This is a genomic window from Aliarcobacter cibarius (genome assembly GCF_013372265.1).
Classification (GTDB): Bacteria; Campylobacterota; Campylobacteria; order Campylobacterales; family Arcobacteraceae; genus Aliarcobacter; species Aliarcobacter cibarius.
In genome coordinates, this window is the sequence record NZ_CP054051.1 from 887,954 (window position 1) to 911,650 (window position 23,697).

30 protein-coding genes are annotated in these 23,697 nt (G+C 26.7%); 11 read left to right on the top strand and 19 right to left on the bottom strand.

What is annotated here, in order from left to right:
- Positions 1–32 precede the first annotated feature (32 nt).
- Together ACBT_RS04395 and ccoS are read left to right on the top strand one after the other, a co-directional pair.
- Positions 33–2,465: a heavy metal translocating P-type ATPase gene (locus tag ACBT_RS04395; RefSeq protein ID WP_024774901.1), complete on the top strand. Its 2,433-nt coding sequence runs from the start codon at positions 33–35 to the stop codon at positions 2,463–2,465.
- A 32-nt stretch (positions 2,466–2,497) separates the two neighbouring features.
- The gene (gene ccoS / locus ACBT_RS04400; protein WP_024774902.1) at positions 2,498–2,719 is read left to right on the top strand and encodes a cbb3-type cytochrome oxidase assembly protein CcoS; all 222 of its coding nucleotides are present in this window, start codon (positions 2,498–2,500) and stop codon (positions 2,717–2,719) included.
- A 43-nt stretch (positions 2,720–2,762) separates the two neighbouring features.
- Here the strand turns inward: ccoS and ACBT_RS04405 are convergent, their stop codons facing one another.
- The 7 genes from ACBT_RS04405 to ACBT_RS04435 form a co-directional block, all read right to left on the bottom strand.
- A complete protein-coding gene (locus tag ACBT_RS04405) occupies positions 2,763–3,053 on the bottom strand; it encodes a c-type cytochrome (RefSeq protein WP_024774903.1) in 291 nt (96 codons plus the stop codon).
- Between the two features lie 158 nt (positions 3,054–3,211).
- Entirely contained in the window at positions 3,212–4,261 is a 1,050-nt protein-coding gene (locus tag ACBT_RS04410) for a tyrosine-type recombinase/integrase (protein WP_024774904.1), read from the bottom strand.
- Entirely contained in the window at positions 4,258–4,560 is a 303-nt protein-coding gene (locus tag ACBT_RS04415) for a hypothetical protein (protein ID WP_024774905.1), read from the bottom strand. The genes ACBT_RS04410 and ACBT_RS04415 overlap by 4 nt, the downstream gene beginning before the upstream one ends.
- Positions 4,561–4,687: 127 nt before the next feature.
- Positions 4,688–5,317 (bottom strand): hypothetical protein, encoded by a 630-nt coding sequence (locus ACBT_RS04420; RefSeq protein ID WP_024774906.1) that lies wholly within the window; start codon positions 5,315–5,317, stop codon positions 4,688–4,690.
- A gap of 144 nt (positions 5,318–5,461) precedes the next feature.
- Positions 5,462–6,751, bottom strand: a complete 1,290-nt coding sequence (locus tag ACBT_RS04425; RefSeq protein ID WP_024774781.1) for an IS1380 family transposase — start codon at positions 6,749–6,751, stop codon at positions 5,462–5,464.
- 62 nt (positions 6,752–6,813) lie between these two features.
- Positions 6,814–7,077 carry a hypothetical protein gene (locus tag ACBT_RS04430; protein ID WP_024775417.1) on the bottom strand — a complete coding sequence of 88 codons (264 nt, stop codon included), beginning with the start codon at positions 7,075–7,077 and terminating at the stop codon, positions 6,814–6,816.
- A complete protein-coding gene (locus ACBT_RS04435) occupies positions 7,031–7,297 on the bottom strand; it encodes a hypothetical protein (RefSeq protein WP_024775416.1) in 267 nt (88 codons plus the stop codon). The genes ACBT_RS04430 and ACBT_RS04435 overlap by 47 nt, the downstream gene beginning before the upstream one ends.
- 189 nt (positions 7,298–7,486) lie before the next feature.
- Between ACBT_RS04435 and ACBT_RS04440 the strand changes: the two genes are divergently transcribed.
- Positions 7,487–8,041, top strand: coding sequence for a helix-turn-helix domain-containing protein (locus ACBT_RS04440; RefSeq protein WP_024775415.1), 555 nt, complete (start codon positions 7,487–7,489; stop codon positions 8,039–8,041).
- A gap of 560 nt (positions 8,042–8,601) precedes the next feature.
- Here ACBT_RS04440 and ACBT_RS04445 read toward each other — a convergent pair.
- Positions 8,602–8,964 (bottom strand): helix-turn-helix domain-containing protein, encoded by a 363-nt coding sequence (locus ACBT_RS04445; RefSeq protein ID WP_024775414.1) that lies wholly within the window; start codon positions 8,962–8,964, stop codon positions 8,602–8,604.
- Positions 8,964–10,214 (bottom strand): type II toxin-antitoxin system HipA family toxin, encoded by a 1,251-nt coding sequence (locus tag ACBT_RS04450; RefSeq protein ID WP_024775413.1) that lies wholly within the window; start codon positions 10,212–10,214, stop codon positions 8,964–8,966. Before ACBT_RS04450 ends, ACBT_RS04445 begins: the two co-directional genes overlap by 1 nt.
- Positions 10,215–10,594: 380 nt before the next feature.
- On the opposite strand from ACBT_RS04450, the gene ACBT_RS04455 reads away from it, so the two are divergent.
- The 5 genes from ACBT_RS04455 (at position 10,595) to ACBT_RS04475 (ending at position 15,022) form a co-directional block, all read left to right on the top strand.
- Positions 10,595–11,188, top strand: coding sequence for an ATP-binding cassette domain-containing protein (locus ACBT_RS04455; protein ID WP_024775412.1), 594 nt, complete (start codon positions 10,595–10,597; stop codon positions 11,186–11,188).
- Entirely contained in the window at positions 11,178–12,119 is a 942-nt protein-coding gene (gene hemH, locus ACBT_RS04460) for a ferrochelatase (protein WP_024775411.1), read from the top strand. The genes ACBT_RS04455 and hemH overlap by 11 nt, the downstream gene beginning before the upstream one ends.
- 74 nt (positions 12,120–12,193) lie before the next feature.
- Positions 12,194–13,114 carry a manganese-dependent inorganic pyrophosphatase gene (locus tag ACBT_RS04465; RefSeq protein ID WP_024775410.1) on the top strand — a complete coding sequence of 307 codons (921 nt, stop codon included), beginning with the start codon at positions 12,194–12,196 and terminating at the stop codon, positions 13,112–13,114.
- Positions 13,115–13,174: 60 nt separating this feature from the next.
- A complete protein-coding gene (locus ACBT_RS04470; protein WP_024775409.1) occupies positions 13,175–14,380 on the top strand; it encodes a mechanosensitive ion channel family protein in 1,206 nt (401 codons plus the stop codon).
- Positions 14,381–14,455: 75 nt separating this feature from the next.
- A complete protein-coding gene (locus ACBT_RS04475; protein WP_024775408.1) occupies positions 14,456–15,022 on the top strand; it encodes a superoxide dismutase in 567 nt (188 codons plus the stop codon).
- A 54-nt stretch (positions 15,023–15,076) separates the two neighbouring features.
- On the opposite strand, the gene ACBT_RS04480 is transcribed toward ACBT_RS04475, so the two are convergent.
- The 8 genes from ACBT_RS04480 to ACBT_RS04515 form a co-directional block, all read right to left on the bottom strand.
- Positions 15,077–15,517 (bottom strand): DoxX family protein, encoded by a 441-nt coding sequence (locus tag ACBT_RS04480; RefSeq protein WP_024775407.1) that lies wholly within the window; start codon positions 15,515–15,517, stop codon positions 15,077–15,079.
- 112 nt (positions 15,518–15,629) lie between these two features.
- Entirely contained in the window at positions 15,630–16,694 is a 1,065-nt protein-coding gene (locus ACBT_RS04485; protein WP_024775406.1) for an agmatinase family protein, read from the bottom strand.
- Between the two features lie 124 nt (positions 16,695–16,818).
- The gene (locus ACBT_RS04490; protein WP_169729046.1) at positions 16,819–16,959 is read right to left on the bottom strand and encodes a hypothetical protein; all 141 of its coding nucleotides are present in this window, start codon (positions 16,957–16,959) and stop codon (positions 16,819–16,821) included.
- 294 nt (positions 16,960–17,253) lie between these two features.
- Complete coding sequence (locus ACBT_RS04495) at positions 17,254–17,472, bottom strand: cold-shock protein (RefSeq protein ID WP_024775405.1); 219 nt, start codon at positions 17,470–17,472, stop codon at positions 17,254–17,256.
- Positions 17,473–17,689: 217 nt separating this feature from the next.
- Positions 17,690–18,370 (bottom strand): phosphate ABC transporter ATP-binding protein, encoded by a 681-nt coding sequence (locus ACBT_RS04500; protein ID WP_034218632.1) that lies wholly within the window; start codon positions 18,368–18,370, stop codon positions 17,690–17,692.
- Positions 18,360–19,235 (bottom strand): PstA family ABC transporter permease, encoded by an 876-nt coding sequence (locus tag ACBT_RS04505; protein WP_024775404.1) that lies wholly within the window; start codon positions 19,233–19,235, stop codon positions 18,360–18,362. Before ACBT_RS04505 ends, ACBT_RS04500 begins: the two co-directional genes overlap by 11 nt.
- Positions 19,232–20,068 carry a PstC family ABC transporter permease gene (locus ACBT_RS04510; RefSeq protein WP_024775403.1) on the bottom strand — a complete coding sequence of 279 codons (837 nt, stop codon included), beginning with the start codon at positions 20,066–20,068 and terminating at the stop codon, positions 19,232–19,234. Before ACBT_RS04510 ends, ACBT_RS04505 begins: the two co-directional genes overlap by 4 nt.
- Positions 20,069–20,071: 3 nt before the next feature.
- A complete protein-coding gene (locus tag ACBT_RS04515) occupies positions 20,072–20,890 on the bottom strand; it encodes a phosphate ABC transporter substrate-binding protein (protein ID WP_024775402.1) in 819 nt (272 codons plus the stop codon).
- A 156-nt stretch (positions 20,891–21,046) separates the two neighbouring features.
- On the opposite strand from ACBT_RS04515, the gene ybaK reads away from it, so the two are divergent.
- Both ybaK and ACBT_RS04525 read left to right on the top strand, forming a co-directional pair.
- Positions 21,047–21,514, top strand: coding sequence for a Cys-tRNA(Pro) deacylase (gene ybaK, locus ACBT_RS04520; RefSeq protein WP_024775401.1), 468 nt, complete (start codon positions 21,047–21,049; stop codon positions 21,512–21,514).
- A gap of 19 nt (positions 21,515–21,533) precedes the next feature.
- Entirely contained in the window at positions 21,534–21,731 is a 198-nt protein-coding gene (locus tag ACBT_RS04525) for a hypothetical protein (RefSeq protein WP_024775400.1), read from the top strand.
- 6 nt (positions 21,732–21,737) lie between these two features.
- On the opposite strand, the gene ACBT_RS04530 is transcribed toward ACBT_RS04525, so the two are convergent.
- Positions 21,738–22,631 carry a DMT family transporter gene (locus ACBT_RS04530; RefSeq protein WP_024775399.1) on the bottom strand — a complete coding sequence of 298 codons (894 nt, stop codon included), beginning with the start codon at positions 22,629–22,631 and terminating at the stop codon, positions 21,738–21,740.
- A 100-nt stretch (positions 22,632–22,731) separates the two neighbouring features.
- On the opposite strand from ACBT_RS04530, the gene ACBT_RS04535 reads away from it, so the two are divergent.
- Entirely contained in the window at positions 22,732–23,205 is a 474-nt protein-coding gene (locus ACBT_RS04535) for a hypothetical protein (RefSeq protein ID WP_024775398.1), read from the top strand.
- 22 nt (positions 23,206–23,227) lie between these two features.
- On the opposite strand, the gene ACBT_RS04540 is transcribed toward ACBT_RS04535, so the two are convergent.
- A complete protein-coding gene (locus ACBT_RS04540; protein ID WP_024775397.1) occupies positions 23,228–23,662 on the bottom strand; it encodes a globin domain-containing protein in 435 nt (144 codons plus the stop codon).
- Positions 23,663–23,697 lie beyond the last annotated feature (35 nt).

Genomic DNA, 23,697 nt, shown 5'->3' on the forward strand with positions numbered 1-23,697 from the left:
AACTTTTTTAAGGCGTTGTTTAAGGAGATTTTTTGTCAATTATAGAGTGTAATCATTGTCATTTATCATTTGATGAAAAAATAATGATAAAAGAGAATGATTTAAATTTTTGTTGTGGTGGTTGTCAGAATGTTTATCATATTTTAAAAAGTGAAAATTTAGATTCTTTTTATGAAAAACTTGGAAATAAGACTTTAAGTGCTCCTTTACATGTCTCAAATGATGATTTAGTAAAATTTGATTCAGAAAATTTTTTAAAAAATTACACAACAATTACAAAAGATGGATTCACTCAAATTGATTTGATTCTTGAAGGAATTCATTGTGCCGCTTGTGTTTGGTTAAATGAAAAGATCTTGTATGATACAAAAGGTATAATTGAAGCAAATATAAATTTCACTACAAATAAAGCAAGAGTTGTTTTTAATAGTGAAATTTTAAAACTTTCAAAGATTATAAAAAAAATACGTAGCATAGGTTATAACGCTTATGCTTATGATTCAAGTGTTGCAGATAAACAAGCAAGTAAAGCAAAGCAAGATTATTTTGTAAGAATAATGGTAGCTGTTGTTTGTACAATGAATATTATGATGTTAAGTGTAGCAAAATATACAGGTTTTTTTACTGGAATGAGTCCTGAAGTAAAAGATATGATTCACTTTGCAGAATTTTTACTTACAACTCCTGTATTGTTTTTTAGTGGTTTTGTTTTTTATAAAGGTGCTTATTTTGGTATAAAAAATCGTATGGTAAATATGGATTTACTAGTAAGTACTGGTGCAACTATGACTTATATTTACTCTTTGACTATTTTGTTTGGAGCAAAAGGAGAGAGCTACTTTGATTCAGTTTCTATGATTGTAACCTTTGTTTTAGTTGGAAAATATCTTGAAGTTATTGGTAAAAAATCTGCAGTTGATACATTAGATAAGATAAAATCAACACTTCCTTTGGAAGCTATAGTTATAAGTAAAGATGGTAAAAAAGAAACAAAAGCTTTAAATATGATAAGAATAGGGGATATCATTGAACTTAAAATCGGTGAAAAAGTTCCAGTTGATGGAAAAATAATTTTTGGAAATGCCTCTTTTGATGAATCTAGTTTAACAGGTGAGTCAATTCCTGTATATAAAAAAGTGGGAGATTCTTTATTTAGTGGAACTGTAATTTTAGATTCTTTAATTCACTTTGAAGTTACAAAAGATTTTAAAAATTCTACTTTTTCATCGATAGTTACACTTTTAGAAGACTCTTTAAATTCAAAACCAAAAATTCAAACTTTAGCAAATAAACTTTCAAGAGGTTTTAGTTTAATCATTTTAAGTATTGCTTTTATTACTTTTTTAGTTTGGTACTATTTAGGTTTAGATTTAGGTTTTTATTTCGAAGGAACAAATCAATTTGAAAGATCTTTTATAACTGCTGTTTCAGTAGTTGTGATTGCTTGTCCTTGTGCTTTGGCGCTTGCTACTCCAATGGCTAGTTTAGTCGGAATTAGTGAATTAGCAAAGAAATCTTTATTGTTTAAAGAGGCAAAATATATTGAAACTCTAGCAAATGCAGATATTGTTGTATTTGATAAGACAGGAACTCTTACAAAAGGTGAATTAGAGGTTAGCAATATTAATTTATTTAAAGATGATGAAAAGAGTTTAAATCTTCTTTATTCTTTACTTGATAGTTCAAATCATCCTGTAAGTATTGCTGTTAAGAAATATATTAAGGAAAAATATAAAGTAACACAGTTAGTTTTAGAAGATGTGAAAAATATTGAAGCCAAAGGCTTAAGTGCTAGATATGGAAAAGATGAAATTTTAGGTGGGAATGAAGCACTATTAAAAGAGTTTGAAGTAGATTTAAATATAGAATTAAATTCAAAAACTACTCAATATTTATTTGCAATAAACAAGAAAATAATTGCAACTTTTGAACTAAAAGATGAATTAAAAGATGATGCAAAAGAGTTGATTGATTATTTAAAATCTCAAAATATTGAATCAGTAATGTTAACAGGTGATAATAGTTTTGTAGCTTCAGATGTTGCAAATAAATTAGGAATTGAGAATTATAGAGCAGCTTTGAGTCCAAAAGATAAAGCAGATTTTGTAAAAGAGCAAAAGAATAACGGTAAAATAGTAGTTATGGTTGGTGATGGAGTAAATGATAGTGTAGCTTTAAGTTTTAGTGATGTTGCTATTGCTATGGGAAATTCTGCTGATATTTCTATGATGGTTTCAGATGTTGTACTTTTAAGTTCAAAATTAAAATCATTAAAAGATGCTTTTATTATTTCTAAAAAAACATACAAACATATAAAACAAAATCTTGGTTTTTCATTAGTTTATAACGCTGTTACAATACCATTAGCTATGGCAGGACTTGTAATTCCATTATTTGCAGCACTTTCAATGAGTTTAAGCTCTTTAGTAGTTGTTTTAAACTCACTTAGAATAAAAGTTAGATAAGTTATACTTTTGAAAGATATTAGGAGAGAATAATGATTAATGACACACTTTTTTTTATGTTGATTGTTGGTTTAATAATTTCAGCTGGAATGCTTTTACTTTTTGTTTGGGCAGCAAAATCAGGACAATTTGATGATGCATCAAAAATGACAAATGGTATGCTTTTTGATAGTGTAGAAGATTTAAATGATGCTATAAAAAAAGAAAACTCAGTAAAAGAAGCAAAAAAAAGTATAAAAAAAGAGGAAGAGTAAAACTCTTCCTCAAATTTCAAATAGTAGAAAAATAATTTTTAAATTATTTACCCATATAATCAGCTAATGCTTTAATATCAGCATCAGATAATTTAGCTACTTGACCTTTCATAATTGCTTTCATTGGTCCACCATAAGTTCCATCTTTGTAACCTTTTAGGTTTTTCTCAATGTCAGCTTTTGTTAAGTTTCCTGGAACAAAAGATTTGCTTTGAGTTGTAGTGTTAACTTCACCTTTAACCCCGTGACATGCTTTACAAGCTGTATAAGCTGCTGGTGCATCTGCAAATGCGAAAGCTGCTAATGCTACTGTTGCTAAAACGATTTTTTTCATTGTATTCTCCTTAAAAATTAAGAAAAGTATTGTAGCTTTTTTTTCTTTTTTTAGGCTTAATATTTCTCTTTAATTGTGCTATTGCAATTAGAAGTTTTACTTATTATTGTATATTATTCGTGGAATGCGATTTGTACTATATTACAGTAGTTACTGTGTCAATTTTGTGCAAAGATAAAATTCTCTTTATCTAAAAAAGTAATTTTTTTATTTCTATCCTTTTTTACATATTTAGAATATCTTTCAAGAGTTATATTTGGATTTTTATGTCCTAGCATTTTTGAAACCCAAAATATATCCTCTTTGTTACTTAACATATTACTTGCAAAGCTATGTCTAGTTTGATAAATATTTCTATATTCCAAATTACAATTTTTAAGAAGTTCTTTCCATCTATATTTTAATGAACAACTTCCGTACAATTTTCCCGTTCGTTTAGTTGCATTAAAAATATTTTGTCCTAAACCACTTATTTTTTGTTGATTTCTGAAAAATATTTCTGCTTGATATAAAATATCTATTTCCCTAATGCTATTTTTTGTCTTAGGCTGTTTATTTATTCCTCTAGTTTGAGTTTTAGTTATAGAAATTAAACTATTTTGTAAATTTATATCTTTCCATTCTAGAGCTAATATTTCTCCTGTACGCAAACCTGTGAAAAATGCTATGCCTAAAAAGTTTTTAAACCAACCTTCTGCATTGTCTAATAACAGCTTTATTTCTTCAAGGTTAAAAGGGTTCATTTCATAGTTACTTCTTAGAGTTGGAAACTTAACTACAAATGGGCTAGTTCTTATATAGCCTTCTATTATTGCAATTTCAAAAGCTGGTTTTAGAATACTGTTAACACAGATATTTAATGTTCCTAAAGTATTAATGCTTGAATACCACTCCTTAATTTGCTTAGGTGTAATTTCATGTGGACATTTGTTACCAATAAATGGTAATATGTGAGTTTTAAAATTACTCCAATAGCTATCAATAGTTGTTTGTTGTAGCTTTTTTTCTTTTTCAATTAATACTTCTTCGCAAAGATCTGCTATAGTTTTAGTAGAATCATTTTTAACATCAAATTTTTTAAAGAACTCTTCATTTTTTGCATAGCTTTTATAAAGCTTGATATTTTCTTTTGAGTATACTAGTTTGGTGGATACTCTTTTTCCATTGATTCTTGCATAAAGTATGCCATTACGATTATAAAATGTCATTCTAGTCCTTTCTTGTAGGCTAAAATTCCATCTTCTACAAATAAAAGCATAACCTTTTTACCATTAATTTGTTTTGTATAGTGAATATTTTGCTTAAATCTTCCATCTTTTATCATATTATTCAGTGTTCCATCTGAAATATTTAAAAATGCTTTTACACCTGCTCTTTTAGTTAAATCATATTTAGGATTTAACTGCCTTTTTAATTCTAAAATTTCATTTTGCATTATATCCATCTGTTTAGCTATGTTGGGTAACAATCCTAAAACGCTAAAATCAACTGTAATTGCATTACTCATTTTATGCTCCTTTTTTTATATGTGTTGTTAAAATCATTTTAAAGCACTTAGAAGAGATTTTCTATTTAAATTAATATCTGTTATGCTTTAACTCTTTTTTTTGTTTTTTTGATAGTTTTTTGTTTTATTATGAGCTACTTTCTTTTTTAATTAACTTTTCAATCTCTTCTAACTGTGAAAATTTACAAGTGATAATATGATTTATCTCTTTATCGTCAAAATATGAAGTTGTGATTTTGAATTCTTTTGAATTTTCATTTATTTCAATTTTTAAAATGTATCTGTAACAATCAAGATAAAATATTTGTTTACATTCAAGATTTTGAATTCTTCTGATAAAAGCTTTTTTCCTATCTTCTTTTTTATAGGCTAAAAAATTTCCCCAGTTTTCTAAAGTTTTAATGTCACCATTAATAAGATTTTTATGAATTGTATTTTTATAGTATCTTTCATTTTTTATTGGTTCTACTATATTTCCTTTTAACCAATTAAAAAACTCTTCAAATTCTTTTTCATTTTCATAAGAAAAATTGTTAGAAGAAGATGAAGAAGATATTTTCTTTTCAATTACATTAGATTTAATTATATTATATTCTATTATATTAGGTAAGTTGAGTCTTGAAGACTCAACTGAAAGTAAGTTTTTTAACTCTTTTAATTGTTGCTGCTTCTTCTGTTTTCTTTTTAGTGTTGCTAAGTCACTTCTTATTTTATTCGTTTCACAAATTTCAAAATAAGGTTCTAGAGAATTATTCAATATAGGAGAAAAAAATTTATTTCCATCAGTGTCTTTTATTATTTCAACCCAGATTATGCAATAGAAGAAGCAATAAAATATTTATTTATAACTAAAAGTTATAGATTTTCTCTGTAATTTTTAAGTATTTTTATTGAAAATTATCTATGTATACTTAAAGGGAATTTGACTTTGTTTTACGTTTTCAAATAAACCATTCATCCAAGTTCTTCTTTTTTGTGGAAGTGATATTTTTAGTACTTTTTGATTTGAATGTTCTGTTATCCAAGATCCTAATGCAAAGCAATAGGATCGTAGTGTTGAAAGCATCATATTTGAATTTACTACTTCATGTTTAAAAAGTGCCATAATATTGTATGCCATCATAATAAATCTAAAAGAGGCTTCTGTGGCATAAAAATCTTTTAAGCAGAAGTTATCAGCTCCAAAATCATATTTAAGTTCTTTTATTCTATTTTCACAATCAGCTCTTGTGTTATATATATTATAAATTTGATCAACTGGCAGTTCAATATTAGTAACATAAGCACTATATCTATATATAGGTTCATCGAATAGAAGTTTACCACCTGATTTTGGGTATTCTTCACTTAATTTTCTAACAATTATATATCTTCTTTCACTTCCGTTATCAGGTTTAAATCTTAGGCTTGCTACATCAAGTCCTTTTGTGATTTTAATCCACTTAGTTATATTTCCAATGGTGTATTTTATATTTTCATAAAATTTTACAGCCACAATATAATTAATACCTCTTTTTTCAAACCATTCTAAGAATTCTTGTGAATAAAATCCACTATCTGCTCTTACAAGTCCAACTTTTTTATCTTTTAAGCATATATCAAATGTCTCATTTAAAAATGCGTCATAATTATTAAGTGAACTAGTATTACCACTTCTCATCCATGTATTTGCTATCATTTTTGTTTGATCTATAAATGCAATAATTGGATGATGTGAGTTTCTACCAGGTTTTTTAGGGTTATAACCTTTCTTAGCTCCTTCTTGTTCACCATATCTTGTTATTACTGTTGAATCTAAATCAATTGTTAGTGGTCCTACATCTAGTTGTGAAAGGAATTTTTGTTGTAATATTGGAAATATTTCAGAATTCTTTTCAATATTAAATTTATGAAAAAATCTGCTATATGTTGATTGACTTGGCAATTTATCTATTTCAAATATTGTTTGTAATGTTGTATCATATCTTAACCAATCGGCATGGATATATCTACTTGCTCCTGTAAATATAGCTAACCAAAATCCTTGAATAATATTTATTGGATCATATGCTCTATTTGAAAATCCAATAGGTAAATTTACACTTTTTAAATCTTCAATTACTCTTGTTTTATCTATAAAATTTTTTAATAATTTCATCCCACCAAATGGTGTAACTTTTTTATCAGAATACTCAATTTTTAATTCACCCATTTGGTGTTCCTTATGAATGCTTATGAAGTGTTATTTTATGGTACTTTATTTTAGATTCTTATTTAGCTATTGCATAATGCGGGTTCAAATAAGTTATATCTCTCTATTACTGTTACAATAATAGGTATGCTAGCCTTCAGCTCATCTGCTATTATATCTATTTCATTGTAGCTACAAGTAAGATTCGGATTTTTAAGTAAATAGAAATATAAGCCAATTAATATTCCCAGTCCACTACAATTTAAATGGTCCTTATTTAATCTTTTTATTCTTATATCATCAATAAGAGCTGTTTGCAATGGTATGAAATTTGGTATTTTTTTCATTATTTAGTTTTCCTTTCTCTTTTCTGATAAATCCACCTATTGTTTGTCTTGCAACTTTTAAGTTATGAGTATTCGTTAAATATCTTTGTATTTGATGAATTGCATAGCCTGAACTATGTAATTCCATAATTTCATCTTTGAACTTTTTTAGTGCTAATTGTATATTTGCAGATGGAATCTCACTCTCCATAAATTCTACTAATTGCTGTTTTTTTATCATTGTTTTGTCCTTATATTTTTATTTTTTTTAACATTTTTCTAACATTGAAATGTAAAGGAACATAAAGGTATAATAGTTTAATTTTTAGTTTAAACAACCTTTTAACAACCAAATATTAAACATTTAATGCTTTCATAAAGCTTAAATAGTTGTATTTTTGTTGTATTTGGTATATTTACAGGGAACTTTATGAATACAAAATATTTAATTCAAAAGATGATGAGCCATTATGATGTTTTTACAATGAAGGAATTAGCTGAAAAAATAGGAATTAGCCAACAAGCGATATCTAAATGGAACAATAATGATTCAATTATTGCAATCAAAAAAAGATGTAAAAAATTGGGTATATACGATAAAATTTTTAAAGATTTTCAAGATGATATAAATTCTATACATGATTTTATAGACGACAGAGATAATTTTTTAAAAAAAGAAGTAGACTTATTTGAAAATTTAGATTTTGAATATGATTATTTTGAAAAAATAACAATTTTAGAAGCAAATTGTAAAAAATATAATATTCAAATAACAGAAATAAAAAATCTAAGAATGTTATATTTATTTGAGCAACTTCTAAATGATGCTACAAGAATAAATAAAGTAAATGAACTTGAAGAAGATATAAAAAAGCTTATGCTTAAATATGATCCACGTCTAGCTGAAGATGAACAAACAACAAATTTGTTTTATAATTTTTTAGAAGAACAGATTAAAAAATTTGAAGATAAGTTTAAAAAATAAAACTTAATACTAATTTGTATCTATTAGAAAATTATCAGATGAACAAATGATACAACGACTTAGATATTTGAAATTGAAAATCAAATAGACTTAGATGATATATTTTAAATCGGAGATTAATTAAATATTTTTTCTTTAGAAAAAACCTAAAATCTTTTTGAAAAAAAGTTTTAGCAAGTGAATCTCGATAGAGCAGAGAATAAAAATGTGTACATTTTTGGGAGTTTACTCCCTATCTCTGCATTACATAAAAAATAGAAAAGAAACTTATTAAATAATAATCCTTTTATTCAGCTCTTTTACGATTTAAAATTTCATTAATTTGTGGTTTATTTTCTTTTTCATAAATTCTACTATTTAATTTTTTATTCAAATTTATCTCTTACTTAAGTAAATTTAAAATCATTTGAACTGATATCATATTTTCCTAAATCATTGCAATTTTAACTATTACTCAAGTTTTATTATAAATTTATACATTATAATTAAAAAAAGAACTATCCAATATATTTGTAATTAAGCTCATAAAAGCCAAATAATTACAAATATATAATATTTAGCTACTTAATTCTTTGCTTTTCAATTTTTTCAATTTTCTCTTTTGTAGTTTGAAGCAATAGTTTTTCAAGCTCTTCAAGCCTTCCGAATGTTCTCATCACTTTAATAAAATTTATCATTGAAATACTCCCTTTTTGTTCATAGTTAGAGTATGTTGTTGGAGAACTAAGCTCTGCTTCTTTTGCAAAATCACTCTGCTTTTTATTTTGTGAAAGTCGCAAATTTTTTGCTCTAAGGGCTAACACCATTGCTATCTCTTCATCTGTAAGTGTACCAAAAGCACTATTTGGATTAAGTTTGTTTTTGAGTTTTTTCTTGGCTTTTGCTTGTGAATCTTGCAGTTTTTTTAATAAATTATTACTCATTAAAGTGCCCCTTGAAGTGTTCTATTGCTTGTATGTTCAATAATTTGTTTTTGCTTTGATGGCTTTACTTCATAATCTTTAAGTAGTTGTGGTAAATCTTTATCGCGCAGATTTTTCATTTTTTCTAAAGAAGCTGCAACAAATTCTAAATCAATTGAAAACTCAGTTGCAAGTGTAGTTATGTCATCAATGTCAATTTTTGAAAGAGCTTTACCATATAATGATAATTGATGCTCAACTGTCTGTTTTTCCCCTTTTGCAAATGTTAAATCATAAGCTGGTGTAGCTTTGTATTTAAAATCACTATCGCACATAAAAGAAAAGTTTCTACTATGATCATCTTGATTTACAAACATATAGTTAAAAAGCATCTGTAAGAAAAGTTGTTTCAGACTTCCTATTGCTCCTAATTTTACTGCGGTTCTTAACAAATCTTCATACCCTATAGATCTTGGAATATTGTAGTCTAAGTGAAGTAATCCTGCAAGTGAATGCACATGATATCTTTTCCCATTTGGCTCTATATCAAAACGTTTCGTTACAAAATGATGTTTGTCATCAGTTTGAACCAAATAGCAATCTGCCATATCAATGCCACACTTTTTTGCAAGAATATGATAAATATACTCAACTTTAGAATATGTTGATTTATTTTCATCATCGTTTGCTGTATCATCATATTTGATAATTGCGTGGAAAAAGCCATCTTTTAATGGTTTTGTGCGATCACCTAAAAATACCTCTTTTGTGTCAAGATTTATGGCTCCTACTGCTTTGCTTCTAGCCCCTCCAACAAATGAGTGCGCACTTATCACAAAGGCATCTTGTAATGAATGATAATCTCCTCCTTTTTTTAACTCCTTTGCTTTTTCAAACATATATTTTAATTCTATCGTTTCAATAAATTCATTTTCTTTTTCCATTGATGGTTCATATGTAATTGCTCCAAGTCCACGATTGCCTATAAAAAGAAGTTTATCACTTACAGTTGGATATTTATTAGAGTTTTGTAAAAAGAAGTTATTTAATATTTCATTACCAAAATTACCAGGTAATGAATCGCTAATGAATCCTGCAACTCTCTCAAGATGTGTTAGATGTGTTGTATCTATCTCCTTCTGATTTGAATTTAACATCAAAGGACTCACTTTATTACATAAGTCATCAACTTGTTTTAGATACACCTTATCTTCTTCTTGATACATATCTGCTATATGATTCCCAAATATATATATTGAAATTTTTTGCATTTTATTCCTAATCCATAAATATTTGTAATTATATCATATTTTGATATATAACTACAAATATTTATGTTTGTGATATGTTGAAATACATTCATTTAGTGTATATTATTATATACTGCATTTTATATTTCATTAAAAATATAGTTTTAAATATTAGATAATTTAAAACTAAAACAGATTAAAATTAGTGTGTCGATTTTGTGCTATTATGTAATGTATAAAACTTAATATTTTATATATAAAGTAATTTGTAAAAGTTGTAGAAGATAGGAATTTACGGCTAATCTAGTTTTATTTTATGTATAAAATATCGATAGATATAATTATTGTATAATATTCGTGAATATTTAAAATGAGTAAAAATAATTTTTAAAAGGATAGTTTTGAGTGAAAATGTGTTAAAGGTTAAAGATTTAGATTTCTTTTATAAAAAAAATAATTTTATATTTAAGAATTTTAATTTAGAACTTAAAAAAGGTGAGTTAAAAACGATATTTGGAAAAAGTGGAAGTGGTAAAACTACTTTGTTTGAATTAATTTTAGGAAATCTTAAAGCTCAAAAAGGAGAAATTGTAAAAGGGAAAACAGCAATTATATTTCAAGATCCTTTTGGTTCTTTTCATCCTACATACACTATCTTCGAACAAATAAAAGATGTAATAAAAAGAGATTTTAAAGGCGAACTAGATAATATTCTGTCAAAATTAAGCCTTGAAATGGAACTTTTATATAAAAAGCCTTATGAATTAAGTGGAGGACAACTTCAAAGATGTTCTATTTTAAGAGCAATATTGTTAAAACCAGATTTGTTATTAGTAGATGAGCCCACATCAGCCCTTGATAACATAATATCTTATGAAACTATGAAACTTCTTGTTGGCTTGTTAGATAGTTGTGGGATTTTGTTGGTAACTCATGATATTGATATGGCAAAATGGTGTAGTAATGAAATAATAAGGTTGGAAGATGGAAAATAGAAAAAAAGCTCTAGTTTTACTAAATATGGGTGGAGCTAGAAATAAAGATGAGTTAAAAATGTTTTTGACAAATATGTTTAATGATAAGAATATTTTAACTGTAAAAAGTAATTTATTAAGAAAAATGATAGCTTTTTTTATTACAAAAACTAGGTTAAATGATGCATGGAGTAATTATGAATTAATCGGAAATAGTTCACCAATTAATCTTTTAACAGAAAAGCTAGTGAACAAATGTAATGATAAAATAAAAGAGTATAAAACTTATCAAGTTATGAGATATACACCACCTTTTGCTAAAGATGTGATTGATGAAATTTTAAAAGATGGTATGGAAGAGATAGTACTTTTACCTTTATATCCTCAGTATTCTACAACCACTACAAAATCATCTGTTGAAGATTTTATAGATTTTTTACCTTATAGTTTTGGAAAGAATGTAAGATATATTGAAAATTTTTATAAAAATAGTAGTTTTAACTCTTGTATTGTAGAAGAAATAGAGAGAAATGTAAAAAAAGAAGAAGATTTTAACTTGATTTTTTCTGCTCATGGACTACCTCAGAAAATAGTTGATAATGGTGATCCATACGAACTTCAAATGAAAGAACATATTTCTATTTTAAGTGATATGTTAGAAAAAAAAGGTTTGAAATTTAAATCTATAAATCTAGCATATCAATCAAAAGTAGGTCCAATGAAATGGTTAGAACCATCACTTGAGAATATGCTAAAAAACTTTAAAAATCAAAAAGTATTAATTTATCCAATAGCGTTTATTGTAGATAACTCTGAAACAGATTTTGAACTTGATATTGAATATAGACACGTTGCAGAAGAGCTAGAAATAGAAGATTATAAAGTTTGTAAATGTGTAAATGATAGTGATAATTTTATTGAAGCTATAAAAGATATTTGTAAGATAAGTTAATATCTTAATTTAAAAGAAAAATTACCTCTTTTTGGGTAAAATCCATAAAATTTTAAAAAATAGGACTTAATAAAATGGCATTATATACATGTGGACACATTATCCCAGATTCAGATTCAGTTTGTTCAGCTATCTCTTTAGCATATTTATTAAATAAAATTGGACGTCCTGCAACACCAGCAAGACAAGGAGAGTTAAATCCTGAAACAAAATTTATTTTAGATAAATTTGGTTTTGAAGCTCCAGTTTTAAAAACTTCTTTTGCAGGTGATGAGTTATTTATTACTGATTATTCAGACATTGCACAAGCTCCTCAAGAGTTAGATAAAACAACAGTTGTTGGTATTGTTGATCATCATAAATTAGGAGATATAACAACTTCAGCTCCATTAGAGTGTTGGATTAGACCTGTTGGTTGTACAAACACAATAGTAAAAGAGATGTATGACTATCATAAAGTTGAAATTCCTGCAAATATTGCTGCTATTATGATGTGTGCAATATTAAGTGATACAGTTATTTTTAAATCTCCAACATGTACTACACTTGATATTCAAGTTGTAAAAGAGTTAGCAAAAATTGCAAATGTTGAAGATTATGGTGCTTTAGGTATGGAGATGTTCAAAGTAAAATCTGAAGTTGAAGGAACACCAGTTAGAGATTTAGTAATGAGAGATTATAAAAACTTTGATATGCATGGAAAAAAAGTTGGTGTTGGTCAACTTGAAGTTGTTGATGGGTCGGTTTTTGATAAAATCAAAGATGAATTAATGGCTGATATTAAAAAAGTAAAAGAGGAACAAAATTTACATACAGTAGCTCTTTTACTAACTGATATTATGAAAGAGGGAAGTGAAGTACTTGTAACAAGTGATGATACTTCGATTTTTGAAAAAGCATTTAATTGCAAACTTGAAGATGGAAAAGTTTGGTTAGATGGTTGTCTTTCAAGAAAAAAACAAATTATTCCTTTCTTAGAACCTGCATTTGCTTAAAAAAAGAGCCTTTTGGGCTCTTTTTCTACTATAACTCTTTTTATTATTTAAGGGGAAAAAATGAAAAAATATTTAGCACAATTTTTAAGAGATATTGGAATTGAACCTACATTTTTAACAATGAGTATTTCGATACTTTTAATTATTACTATTACTGCTATAGTTACACACATAATCTTGCATAAGGTTATTTTAAAAAGTATTAAGAAAATTGATAAAAAAAGAAGAAATGTATTTACTTCGATTTTATTGGAATTAAATCTTTTTCAAAGATTAGCTCTAGTTTTTCAAGGTTTACTAGTATATTGGCAAACAACAATTTGGGTAGTAGATGGTTTTATTTATGAAACTTTACTTACTATTTCATTGATTTGGATATTTATATTTGGTTTATTAGCTATATATTCTTTGATAGATAGAACTTTTAAAACTCTTTATCATAAAACTCAAACTCCATTTTTTGCAATGCAAAGTGTAATTCAAAGTATAAAATTAATATTTGGAATTATATGTTTTATTTATGTTATTTCAATATTAATGGACAAATCTCCAGTTGCAATTTTAAGTGGACTTGGAGCAATGTCTGCTGTTTTAATGTTGGTATTTAAAGATACAATTTTAGGATTTACTGCTGGTCTTCAACTTTCAACAAATAAAATGGTGCAAATTGGTGATTGGATAGAAATGCCAAAATATGGTGCAGATGGAGATATTATAGATATAGGATTAAATGTTGTAAAAGTTAGAAATTTTGATAAAACAATTACGACAATTCCTACATATGCACTTGTATCAGATTCTTTTAAAAACTGGCAAGGAATGAGAGAATCAGGTGGAAGAAGAATTAAAAGAGCAGTTAGAATAGATATTAGAACTATTAAATTTTTAACTCAAGATGATATAAAAAGACTTGAAAAAGCAAATTTATTAGCTCCTTATTTACAAGAAAAACAAGAAGAGATAAAAAATTATAATGAGTTAAATAAATTTGATTTAAGTGTTGCTATGAATGGAAGAAGACTTACAAATATCGGAACGTTAAGAGCATATTTATTAACTTATTTAAGAAATCATCCAAATATAAATAAAGATATGACAATTATGGTACGGCAGTTGGCTCCTGATGAATATGGAATTCCACTTGAAATATATTGTTTTACTGCAACAACAGTTTGGGCTGATTATGAAAATATTCAGTCAGATATTTTTGATCATATTTATTCTGTTTTGAGTGAATTTGGAATAAAACCATATCAATATGGATAAAAAATATCTTTTAAATAGATGCAAAGTAAAAAAGTTGTATTCTAATGGTCTAATTTTAATAAAAAAGGAAATAATATGAAACATGAATTAATGAAATTACCATTTACAAGTTTAGAGCCACTAATGTCAAATGAGACACTAGAGTATCATCATGGTAAACACCACAATACATACGTTACAAATTTAAATAACCTAATTGTGGGAACAGAATTTGAAAATATGAATTTAGAAGATATTATTAAAAAATCTACAGGTGGATTATTTAACAATGCTGCTCAAGTATATAATCATGACTTTTTCTGGAATGGATTAACTCCAAATCAAGGTGCAATTCCAGCGTCTGTTGAAGCTGCATTAACAAAAACTTTTGGTTCAGTTGATAAATTTAAAGAAGAGTTTACAGCTAAAGCTATCGGACAATTTGGTTCAGGATGGGCTTGGTTAGTTCTTGACAATGGAGAATTAAAAATTGTTACAACTTCAAATGCTGGATGTCCATTAACAGATGGTTTAAAACCAGTTTTAACATGTGACGTTTGGGAACATGCATATTATATTGATACTAGAAATGCTAGACCAAAATTCTTAGAAAACTTCTGGAAATTAGTAAACTGGGATTTTGTAGCTAAAAATTTAGCATAAAAAAAAGTATGGATTTTATCCATACTTTTTTAAATTTATAAATCTTGCTTGAACTTAATTCTTATTACACTTTTCAGTACATTTAGCATCTAAACTAATTTTCCCCGCTCCAACAAACATAATTGAAACAGAAGTTAATAGGTAAATTAATGCCAATTCAATAACAGGACCACCAGTTTTTCCTAAAGAAAATATGTCATTACTATGAGCTAAAAATATAGCAAAAACCATTGTTAAAGCAAAGAAAAATGATGAAATTCTAGTAAATAAACCAACAATAATTAAAATAGGAAAAACAATTTCTCCTAAATAAACACCATAAGCAATAAATTCTGGTAATCCAGCTTGTGTAACTAAGAATTTTATTCCATCTATTCCATTGAAAAGTTTAAAGAAACCATGAAATAGCATAAGTCCCGCAATACTTACTCTTAAAATTAGTTTACCAATATCTTCATTTAAAGCACAAGATAATTTGTTTTCACAACTTCTCATAAAAGCTCCTTTTTTATTTTTTTAAAATTGTAGCTTTTTTAAGATTAAACTAACTACTAATTAGTAATAAAATAAATAATAAGAACAAAAAGAGTGAGTTTTAAACTCTCTCTTATTTATATTCTATTTTACCTTGGCTAGCTAATAATGCACCACATAGTTGGTATAAAACTCTAGCTCCAACATTTGCATCCCAACCAGCTTCGCTATATCCAACCTCACAAAGATCAAAACCTATAATTTTTTTACCACTTTTTACAATCATAAAAATAAGATGTTCTAACTCACCATATCTCAATCCTCCAGGAACTGGAGTACCAGTATTTGGACAATTAAGTGGTTCTAAACCATCGATATCAATAGATAAATAAACATTTTGTGGAAGTTTTTCTATATATGGTGAAAATACTTCTTCAAGTGATTTTCCACTTGCAAGTTGGCTTTGCATAGCTGTATCATACAAACAAGCACCTTTTTGTCCATACTCAATCATTCTATTAGCTTCTTCACTACTATAATCTCTGATTCCTACTTGAACAAGATTTGATATTTTATCGCATTCATTCATGGCATTGTAAAAAATTGAAGCATGAGAATATGTAAATCCTTCATACGCTTTTCTTAAATCATGATGTGCATCAACATGTAAAATTCCAAATGATTCTGTTTGTGTATCATTTAAAGCTTTGATTAATCCTAGTGGTGATGAGTGATCACCTCCCACAACAGCTGCAAATTTCCCCTTCTTTAATTGATCCATAGATTTTTCATAAACTGACTCATTTAAAGTGTGAGAAGCTTCATTTACGAATTTTAAAGCTTTTTTACTTGGTGATTTTCCATCTTCAAGAGCAAATATAACTTTTAAAGCTTTTCTTCTTGCTTTATCGCTAAGCTTCAATAATCTTCTATCTGTTTCAAGCATGGCAATACCAGCTTTGTAAGGTTTTATATAGTGATAATTTTCAACATCTAATTGATGACTTGAGATTCTAATTGCATCTGGAGCGTGAGCAGTTCCTTCTCCAAAAGAAACAGTCGCTTCCCAAGGAACGGGAATTAAAACTAAACTAGCTTCTAAAGGATCTAATCTTCCACCAATAAAACCATCGTTTTCTTGTGGAGGAAGTCCAAGTTCCAATACTCTTATTTCTTCTTCTAAAGTTCTGTAAGACATGATTTCCCCCAATGTTGTAATAATAGCTCTATTATAGGATAATCAAGGAAATAGTAAAGTTAATTTTAGATTTTTTTATAAAAATTGTAATTTATTTAGAAATTGTGAATATAAAGAGATTATATCACTTTATATTTAAATAATTTTTTGAAAGTTTGATAGATAAACCAGCTTTTGAAGAAGCATCTTCTAAAGATTCTCCACTGTTTATAAGTCTTAGTAAAACTAACTGTTTTGTAATTTTGCTTACATTTGTTATTGACATTGTTTTCTCCTTTATAATTTTTTTATCAAGGTTTAATTTAGTTTTTTCTAAAGGATATTTTTGCTTAGGGTGATAGTCTATGGCAGTTATATTAGTATTTAGGTTGTTTAAAATTAAGCTAGATAGTTTTATTCTATAATTAATTTAAGTTTTAAATTGTAGTTATAGCTAAAACGTCTAAATTTCATTAGAAGACCAAATAATTACTTTTTTAACTATTGATGGCCTTTCCAAATGAATATCATATTTCAAATCCAATATTTTGGTATTTGAAACTGATTTTTTCAAGAAAACTTAGATTACTCTAACGTTTTTAGCTTGAGGACCTTTTTCATTTCTTCCGATTTCAAAAGATACTCTTTGACCTTCGTCTAGAGATACTCTTCCGTATCCTGAATTTTGAATTTCACTGTGGTGAACGAAGAAATCTTTATTTTCATTTTCAATTTGAATAAATCCAAAACCTTTTTCTGAGTTGAACCATTTTACTGTTCCAATATTTTGATCTGCCATAGCATTTCCTTATAATTAATTTTTCACTTTTAAAAAGTAATCTGTAAAGTTTAAAGGAGTTTTAATTTGTATTAAGTAAGTTAGTATTAATCTGTAGTTATCAATAAAAGCAAACAAAAGATGTAGTCAAAAACCCTAAATCATCTTCAAGAAATGAATTGTAACTGAATAAAAATATAAAAGCAAGCTTTTTATTTAATTCTTCAATTATTACTTATTAAATTCTAAAAATAGAGTCAGCTACATTTAGAATTTGAGATTTAAAGTGTGAAATTATCACTATTGTGCATTCATTTTTAAGTTCTAAGATTAAGTTTTCTATTTTTAAAGATAATTCCTCATTTAGTGATGCTGTTGGTTCATCAAGAAGTAAAACTTTTGGTTTTAAGATTAAAGCTCTAGCTAAAATTAATCTTTGTTGCTGACCACCTGAGAGTAAATAAGCACTATCATTTAATCTATCTTTTACTTCGTCATATAAATGAACTTGTCTTAAAATATCTATAATCAAATTATTTGCATCACTTTTTTTTATTTTTTGAAGTTTCAAAGGAAAATATAAATTTTCGGAAATTGAAAAAGGTAAGATATCAGGATGTTGACTTACATAAACAATCTTTTTTCTAAGCTCTGGTAACTCTTTGTTTGATAAATTTGTGACATCAATAATTTTTTCATTATCACTAAAATATACTTTTCCACTAAAACTTGCATTTTCAAATTCTCTAATCATTTGATTTAATACAAGAAGTAAAGAACTTTTTCCAATTCCACTTGGGCCACTTATTGCTGTTATTGAATTTTCTATAATATTTAAGTTTAAATCCTTTAAAATCTGTTTACTGTTATAAAATAGATTTAGATTTTCAATTTTTAAGATAGTTTTTTTACTGTTCAAAGTTTTTACCTCTTTTTAGTGTTAGTTTTTGTATTAAAAAAGCAAATATAAAAAGACTTAACGATACAAAAAGTAAAATCATAGATGCTATATAACCTTTGTTTAGTTCATAAATATCTTGATATTGAGATGAAATGTAAAATATAAAAAATGGAATAGCTTCATATTTTTCTAAAATAGAAGTTGGAATACCAGCCATTGCAACCGCACCTGTCATCATTATAACAGCTGTATCTTCAACGGCTCTACCAATGGACAAAACAATGCTACTAAAAAGTTGTTTACTAATATATGGAAGTTGTAATAAAAAAAGATTTTGATATTTTGTAGCCCCTAGGTTTAAAACAGAATTTTTTATTTGATGAGGTATTGTATAAAGAGCTTGTTCTGTCATTTTTACTATGTATGGAATTATTAAAATTGCAAGACAAATTGATGATATTAAAAGACAAGTGTATAGTTCTTGAAAAAAATTATTATGTAAATATATAGTTATAGATAGACCAAAAAGACCAACTACTATTGATGGAACAAACGCTAACAATTCATATGAGAAACTAAATAGATTTTTTAATTTCTTAGAAGCAAATATAGCTATAAAAACTCCACTTAAGAAACCAATAGGTAGAGCAAATATTACAGCTAATAATGATACAAATATAGACCCCATGATAGCAGGAAATATTCCATCAAATACTCTTTTATTTCCTAATATAGCATCCCAAAATCCTACATTATCAAAAATTATATTTAATGAAAAACTGTTTAATCCTTTGTAAAAAACAAAAGTAAAAAATATTCCTAAGATTGCTAAAGCAAAAATAGTTATTGTAAAGAATATAAAAATTAATACTTTTCTATTCATATTTTCTCTTTATTTATTATTTTTAAACTACTTACAGTTAAAAAAGAAAATATTAAAAGTAGTAAACCACATAAGAATATTGCTTTAAAGGCAGTTGATTCATAATCATTTGCATTTATAAGAGCAATATGAGATGTCAAAGTTCTTGCACTATCTAAAATAGAATTTGGGATCTTTAGGCTATTTCCTGCAATCATCAAAGCTATCATTGTATCTCCAACGGCTCTTGCAAAGCCTAAAATAATCGCACTTAATATTCCTTTTTTTGAGTTTTTCAAAACTATGTCAAAAAATATATCTTCTTTTGTAGCTCCTAAAGATTTTGCTGCAAATACAATTTTTTTGAAAGTAGAATTAAATGTATTAAATAAAATTATAGTCATTGTAGGAAGAATGACAAAACTAAGTACAAATGATGCTGTTAAAATACTAAAGCCTTGACCATCTAAAATATCATTTAGCCATGGAACTAACAAGAATATAGCAATAAATGCATATAAAACTGTCGGAACTCCTGATAAAAATAGCATAAATTTATTTAATAAATTTATGCTATTTTTTGGCAAGAAAAATGCCATTAAAGAAGCAAATGAAAAACTCATTATGCTTGCAAATATTGTTGCTAATACACTTATATAAATTGTTCCTAGAATCATAGGAAGTAAACCAAAAAGATTATTTTTTTCATCCCATTTTAAAGAAAAGAAATCAAAAAAATTTCCAAAAGTTATTAATGGAAATGAGAAATATATTAAGAATATAGCAATAAGTAGTATTAGTGAGCTTGTTATAAAAACTGATATAACAAGCCCAAAATTAAATAAAAAGTACATAAACTATTTCTGATAAGGAATTAACCCTAAATTTTTAGTGATTTCTGCACCACTATTACTTTTCATATAATCTATAAATGCTTTAGCTAGAGTTTTTGGTTCACCTTTTGTTACCATATACAATCCTCTTGAAATATGGTAATCACCACTTAAAATAGTATCAATACTAGGACATTTATTATCAATGCAAATAGCTTTTACGCTATCATCAACTGTTCCAAAAGAGATAAAACCAATTCCATTTTTATCTGATAAAACAGCTGTTTTCATTGCAGCATTTGAAGCAACAACTTTTGCATCTTGTGAAATTTCAGCTTTTTTAATACCTTCACTTGTAAATACTTCCATAGTTCCGCTTGAAGCATCTCTTACATAAAGGTTTATTTTTCCTGCATTAAGACCTAATTTTTCAAAAGATTTTATTTTTCCTGTGAAAATATCAATTAGCTGTTCTGTAGTTAGATTTTTTACATTTAAATCTTTATTAACTATAACTGCAATCCCATCCATAGCAAAAACAAAACTTTTTAAATCACCTCTTTCTATTTCATCTTTTTTAGGAGCTCTACCAGCATTTGCAATATCTACTAAACCTTCAGTTACTTGTTTAATTCCAACCCCAGTTCCTCCACCAGCAATTGTCATTGTAATCTCAGGATAAGCTTGCATAATATTTTTCATAGCTTCTTTTTCAGAGGCTATATGAGCAGTTCCACCAGCAATATTTAAAGTACCTTTTAAACCTTTAAATAACTCTAAATCACTGTTTGCACTAAGTGAACAAACAAAAAGTGTACACATTGATAAAATCAATTTTTTCATTTCAATTCCCTTTTTAATTAGAAATTGGATAAGAAGACAAAGAAGAGATTTGGAAAATATCTTTGTTGCTTAAACCTTAAGCCTGATATCCAAAATAGGGTTTTAGTATATCAAAACTATGTTAAAATCATATAAAAATAAAGAGGTTCTATTTAAATGACACCAGCGATTAATTTATTAAAAAAGCATAAATGTAATTTTAAAATTCATAAGTATGAACATGACCCGTCTTGTATAAATTTTGGTGAAGAAGCAGTTGAAAAATTGGGTTTAGATGCAAGACAGATTTATAAAACATTACTTGTTGAATTAACTCCAAAAGAGTTGGTTGTTTGCGTTATTCCTGTTGCAAATCAGCTGAATTTAAAAGAGGTTGCAGATATATTTGGTGTAAAAAAAGCTCAGATGGCCAATAAAGATGAAGCACAAAAAATAACAGGATATTTACTTGGAGGAATATCCCCTTTGGGACAAAAAAAACTTTTAAAAACAGTTTTAGATGAAAGTATAAGAGATTTTAAAACAGTTTTTGTAAGCGGTGGAAAGAGAGGATTAGATATTGAAGTTTTTCCAAAAGATTTGGAAGTTATATTAAAAGCAAAAGTGGGTAGAATAGTTTCATAATAAACAAAAGGAGTTTTTTATGAGTAAAAACAAAGGTGAGCCAAGTTTAGAAAAAATTGATGATTACAATGGAAATGAGTCAAAGCAAAAAAGAAATACTGTAAGATTAATTGTAATTTTACTTTTAGTTTTTGGAGCAGTTTTAACTTATTTACAACAGCCAAAAATTCAAGAAACTAAAGAGATTTTAGAAAAAACTCAAATTCCTCCTAAATAAGAGATTTTAATCTCTTATTTTTAATAATCTTTCAAAATAATTTTTTAAAACTATTAATGAAACTCCAAAAAGTATCAAGAATATTCCAATAATTAAAGCAAGTGATAATTTTTCTTCAAATATTAATACACCAATCATAACAGCTGTTAATGGTTCAAGCGCTCCTAAAATAGAAGCAGTTGTTGAACCAATTATTTGAATTGATTTTATTAAAAATAGTAAAGAGATAATGGTTGGAATAAGTGCTAAAAATAGGGTGTAAAACCACATATTAAAATTGATTAGAGGCATAATATTTGAACTCTCTTCAAAAAATGAGTGAATAAATATTGTGATTGCACAAAAAAGCATAGAGTAAAAAGTAACTTTTAATGCCTCCATTTTCAAATATTGATTTATTATTACAATATAAACAGCATAGCATAATGATGATACAAATACTAAGAAAACTCCAAAAGAACTAACATTTGCATCATCTCCTTTGTAAAGTAAAACTACACCTAAAAATGCGAAAATTATAGATAATATTGTAATTATTGAATTCTTTTCTTTAAAAAATAGTGCCATAATTATTGCAACAAAAATAGGATATGTAAATAAAATTGTTGAGGCAAGTCCAGCATCCATATGTAAAAATGAGTTGAATAAACTTAGCGCAGAAATACCGAATAAAATACCTAAAAATATTAATATTGATAAATCTTTGAAAGATATTTTGAAAGATATTTTACGAAATAACATAAAGCATAGTAAAGCAATAACGGCAAAACTAAATCTATAAAATATTACAGAGTTTACATTTAATCCATCTTCATAAAGCATTAATGCCCCTAGTGGATTTGTACCGTAGCAAACTGCTGATACTATTGCAAGAATAATTCCTTTTGTTTGTAGTGTCAAAAATAACCTTTAATTTTTGTTTGATTTTACTCAAAGAACTCTTATTTTAGGGTTTAAGATGTATTTTTATATAATCTTCCCTTAAATTTTAGGAGTAAAAATGAAAAAAATAATAACAACAACTCTTTTGGTTGGACTTTTCTCTTCTTCTTTTGCAATGGATACAAAATTTTATGCTGGAATTAGTGCTGCAAAAGTAGATAATTATAGTTATACACAATATTCAATAGGACAAAATTCAAGTACAAAATTTGATAATGATATAATTTTTGCTTTTGCAAATAGTCTTAGTTATGGAAGAGTAAAAGCAGGAGTTAGTGCAACAACAGCTGATTTAGATTTAAAATTAGGTTATGAATTTATTGAGGATTTAAGAGTTTATGGTATTGGAACAGGAGCTGTTCAATTTTATGACAATAGTACATATACAGGATTAGGATATGGTGGAGCTTTGGAGTATAGAATTAGTTCTTTATTATCTTTGGAAGGTTCATATAAAACTATGAATATGAGTAAAAGTAATCATAGTTATGATTATGATACAGCAAGTTTAGGTGTTAGATTTGGATTTTAAGAGCTAAAATAGCTCTTAAATATTAATCTTCAGGAGTATTTACCATCCAAATTGAGAAGATGTCTAAATAGTTCCAAAACGATTTTAATAACTCTTCATCAATATCTAATTTTTTTAGAACTTCTATGTAACACTCTAACCAAACCATTCTAGTTTTTGGAGTTATTTTAAATGGTTGATGTCTTGCAACCATCATTGGAGCACCTCTATTTTCATTAAAATATTTTGGACCGCCACAAATTTGAATAAAAAAATCACTTGAATTTATTTTTGCTTGTTCAAACTCTTTTTCATCTTCTGGAAAGATATTGTTAATTGGACTTTTTCTAATTAAATCATAGTGGTCACTAATAATTTTTCTAAGACCGTCTTCTCCAACTACCTTTAAAAATTCTGGATTTGGAAGAGTAACGCTTGATCTTACTCCAAACTGTGCTGGTGATATATTAAACTGCATTTTAAAACCTTTAAATTATATATTAATTTTTATTT

What these genes read in the sequence shown, in the direction of transcription:
- ACBT_RS04425 (WP_024774781.1), bottom strand. Translation starts at nt 6,751, where the DNA reads ATGGGTGAATTAAAAATTGAGTATTCTGATAAAAAAGTTACACCATTT.
- ACBT_RS04430 (WP_024775417.1), bottom strand. Translation starts at nt 7,077, where the DNA reads ATGAAAAAAATACCAAATTTCATACCATTGCAAACAGCTCTTATTGAT.
- hemH (WP_024775411.1), top strand. Translation starts at nt 11,178, where the DNA reads ATGGAAAATAGAAAAAAAGCTCTAGTTTTACTAAATATGGGTGGAGCT.
- ACBT_RS04480 (WP_024775407.1), bottom strand. Translation starts at nt 15,517, where the DNA reads ATGAGAAGTTGTGAAAACAAATTATCTTGTGCTTTAAATGAAGATATT.
- ACBT_RS04485 (WP_024775406.1), bottom strand. Translation starts at nt 16,694, where the DNA reads ATGTCTTACAGAACTTTAGAAGAAGAAATAAGAGTATTGGAACTTGGA.
- ccoS (WP_024774902.1), top strand. Translation starts at nt 2,498, where the DNA reads ATGATTAATGACACACTTTTTTTTATGTTGATTGTTGGTTTAATAATT.
- ACBT_RS04510 (WP_024775403.1), bottom strand. Translation starts at nt 20,068, where the DNA reads ATGTACTTTTTATTTAATTTTGGGCTTGTTATATCAGTTTTTATAACA.
- ACBT_RS04445 (WP_024775414.1), bottom strand. Translation starts at nt 8,964, where the DNA reads ATGAGTAATAATTTATTAAAAAAACTGCAAGATTCACAAGCAAAAGCC.
- ACBT_RS04475 (WP_024775408.1), top strand. Translation starts at nt 14,456, where the DNA reads ATGAAACATGAATTAATGAAATTACCATTTACAAGTTTAGAGCCACTA.
- ACBT_RS04470 (WP_024775409.1), top strand. Translation starts at nt 13,175, where the DNA reads ATGAAAAAATATTTAGCACAATTTTTAAGAGATATTGGAATTGAACCT.
- ACBT_RS04415 (WP_024774905.1), bottom strand. Translation starts at nt 4,560, where the DNA reads ATGAGTAATGCAATTACAGTTGATTTTAGCGTTTTAGGATTGTTACCC.
- ACBT_RS04465 (WP_024775410.1), top strand. Translation starts at nt 12,194, where the DNA reads ATGGCATTATATACATGTGGACACATTATCCCAGATTCAGATTCAGTT.
- ACBT_RS04440 (WP_024775415.1), top strand. Translation starts at nt 7,487, where the DNA reads ATGAATACAAAATATTTAATTCAAAAGATGATGAGCCATTATGATGTT.
- ACBT_RS04450 (WP_024775413.1), bottom strand. Translation starts at nt 10,214, where the DNA reads ATGCAAAAAATTTCAATATATATATTTGGGAATCATATAGCAGATATG.
- ACBT_RS04515 (WP_024775402.1), bottom strand. Translation starts at nt 20,890, where the DNA reads ATGAAAAAATTGATTTTATCAATGTGTACACTTTTTGTTTGTTCACTT.
- ACBT_RS04540 (WP_024775397.1), bottom strand. Translation starts at nt 23,662, where the DNA reads ATGCAGTTTAATATATCACCAGCACAGTTTGGAGTAAGATCAAGCGTT.
- ybaK (WP_024775401.1), top strand. Translation starts at nt 21,047, where the DNA reads ATGACACCAGCGATTAATTTATTAAAAAAGCATAAATGTAATTTTAAA.
- ACBT_RS04495 (WP_024775405.1), bottom strand. Translation starts at nt 17,472, where the DNA reads ATGGCAGATCAAAATATTGGAACAGTAAAATGGTTCAACTCAGAAAAA.
- ACBT_RS04535 (WP_024775398.1), top strand. Translation starts at nt 22,732, where the DNA reads ATGAAAAAAATAATAACAACAACTCTTTTGGTTGGACTTTTCTCTTCT.
- ACBT_RS04435 (WP_024775416.1), bottom strand. Translation starts at nt 7,297, where the DNA reads ATGATAAAAAAACAGCAATTAGTAGAATTTATGGAGAGTGAGATTCCA.
- ACBT_RS04505 (WP_024775404.1), bottom strand. Translation starts at nt 19,235, where the DNA reads ATGAATAGAAAAGTATTAATTTTTATATTCTTTACAATAACTATTTTT.
- ACBT_RS04405 (WP_024774903.1), bottom strand. Translation starts at nt 3,053, where the DNA reads ATGAAAAAAATCGTTTTAGCAACAGTAGCATTAGCAGCTTTCGCATTT.
- ACBT_RS04490 (WP_169729046.1), bottom strand. Translation starts at nt 16,959, where the DNA reads ATGTCAATAACAAATGTAAGCAAAATTACAAAACAGTTAGTTTTACTA.
- ACBT_RS04525 (WP_024775400.1), top strand. Translation starts at nt 21,534, where the DNA reads ATGAGTAAAAACAAAGGTGAGCCAAGTTTAGAAAAAATTGATGATTAC.
- ACBT_RS04410 (WP_024774904.1), bottom strand. Translation starts at nt 4,261, where the DNA reads ATGACATTTTATAATCGTAATGGCATACTTTATGCAAGAATCAATGGA.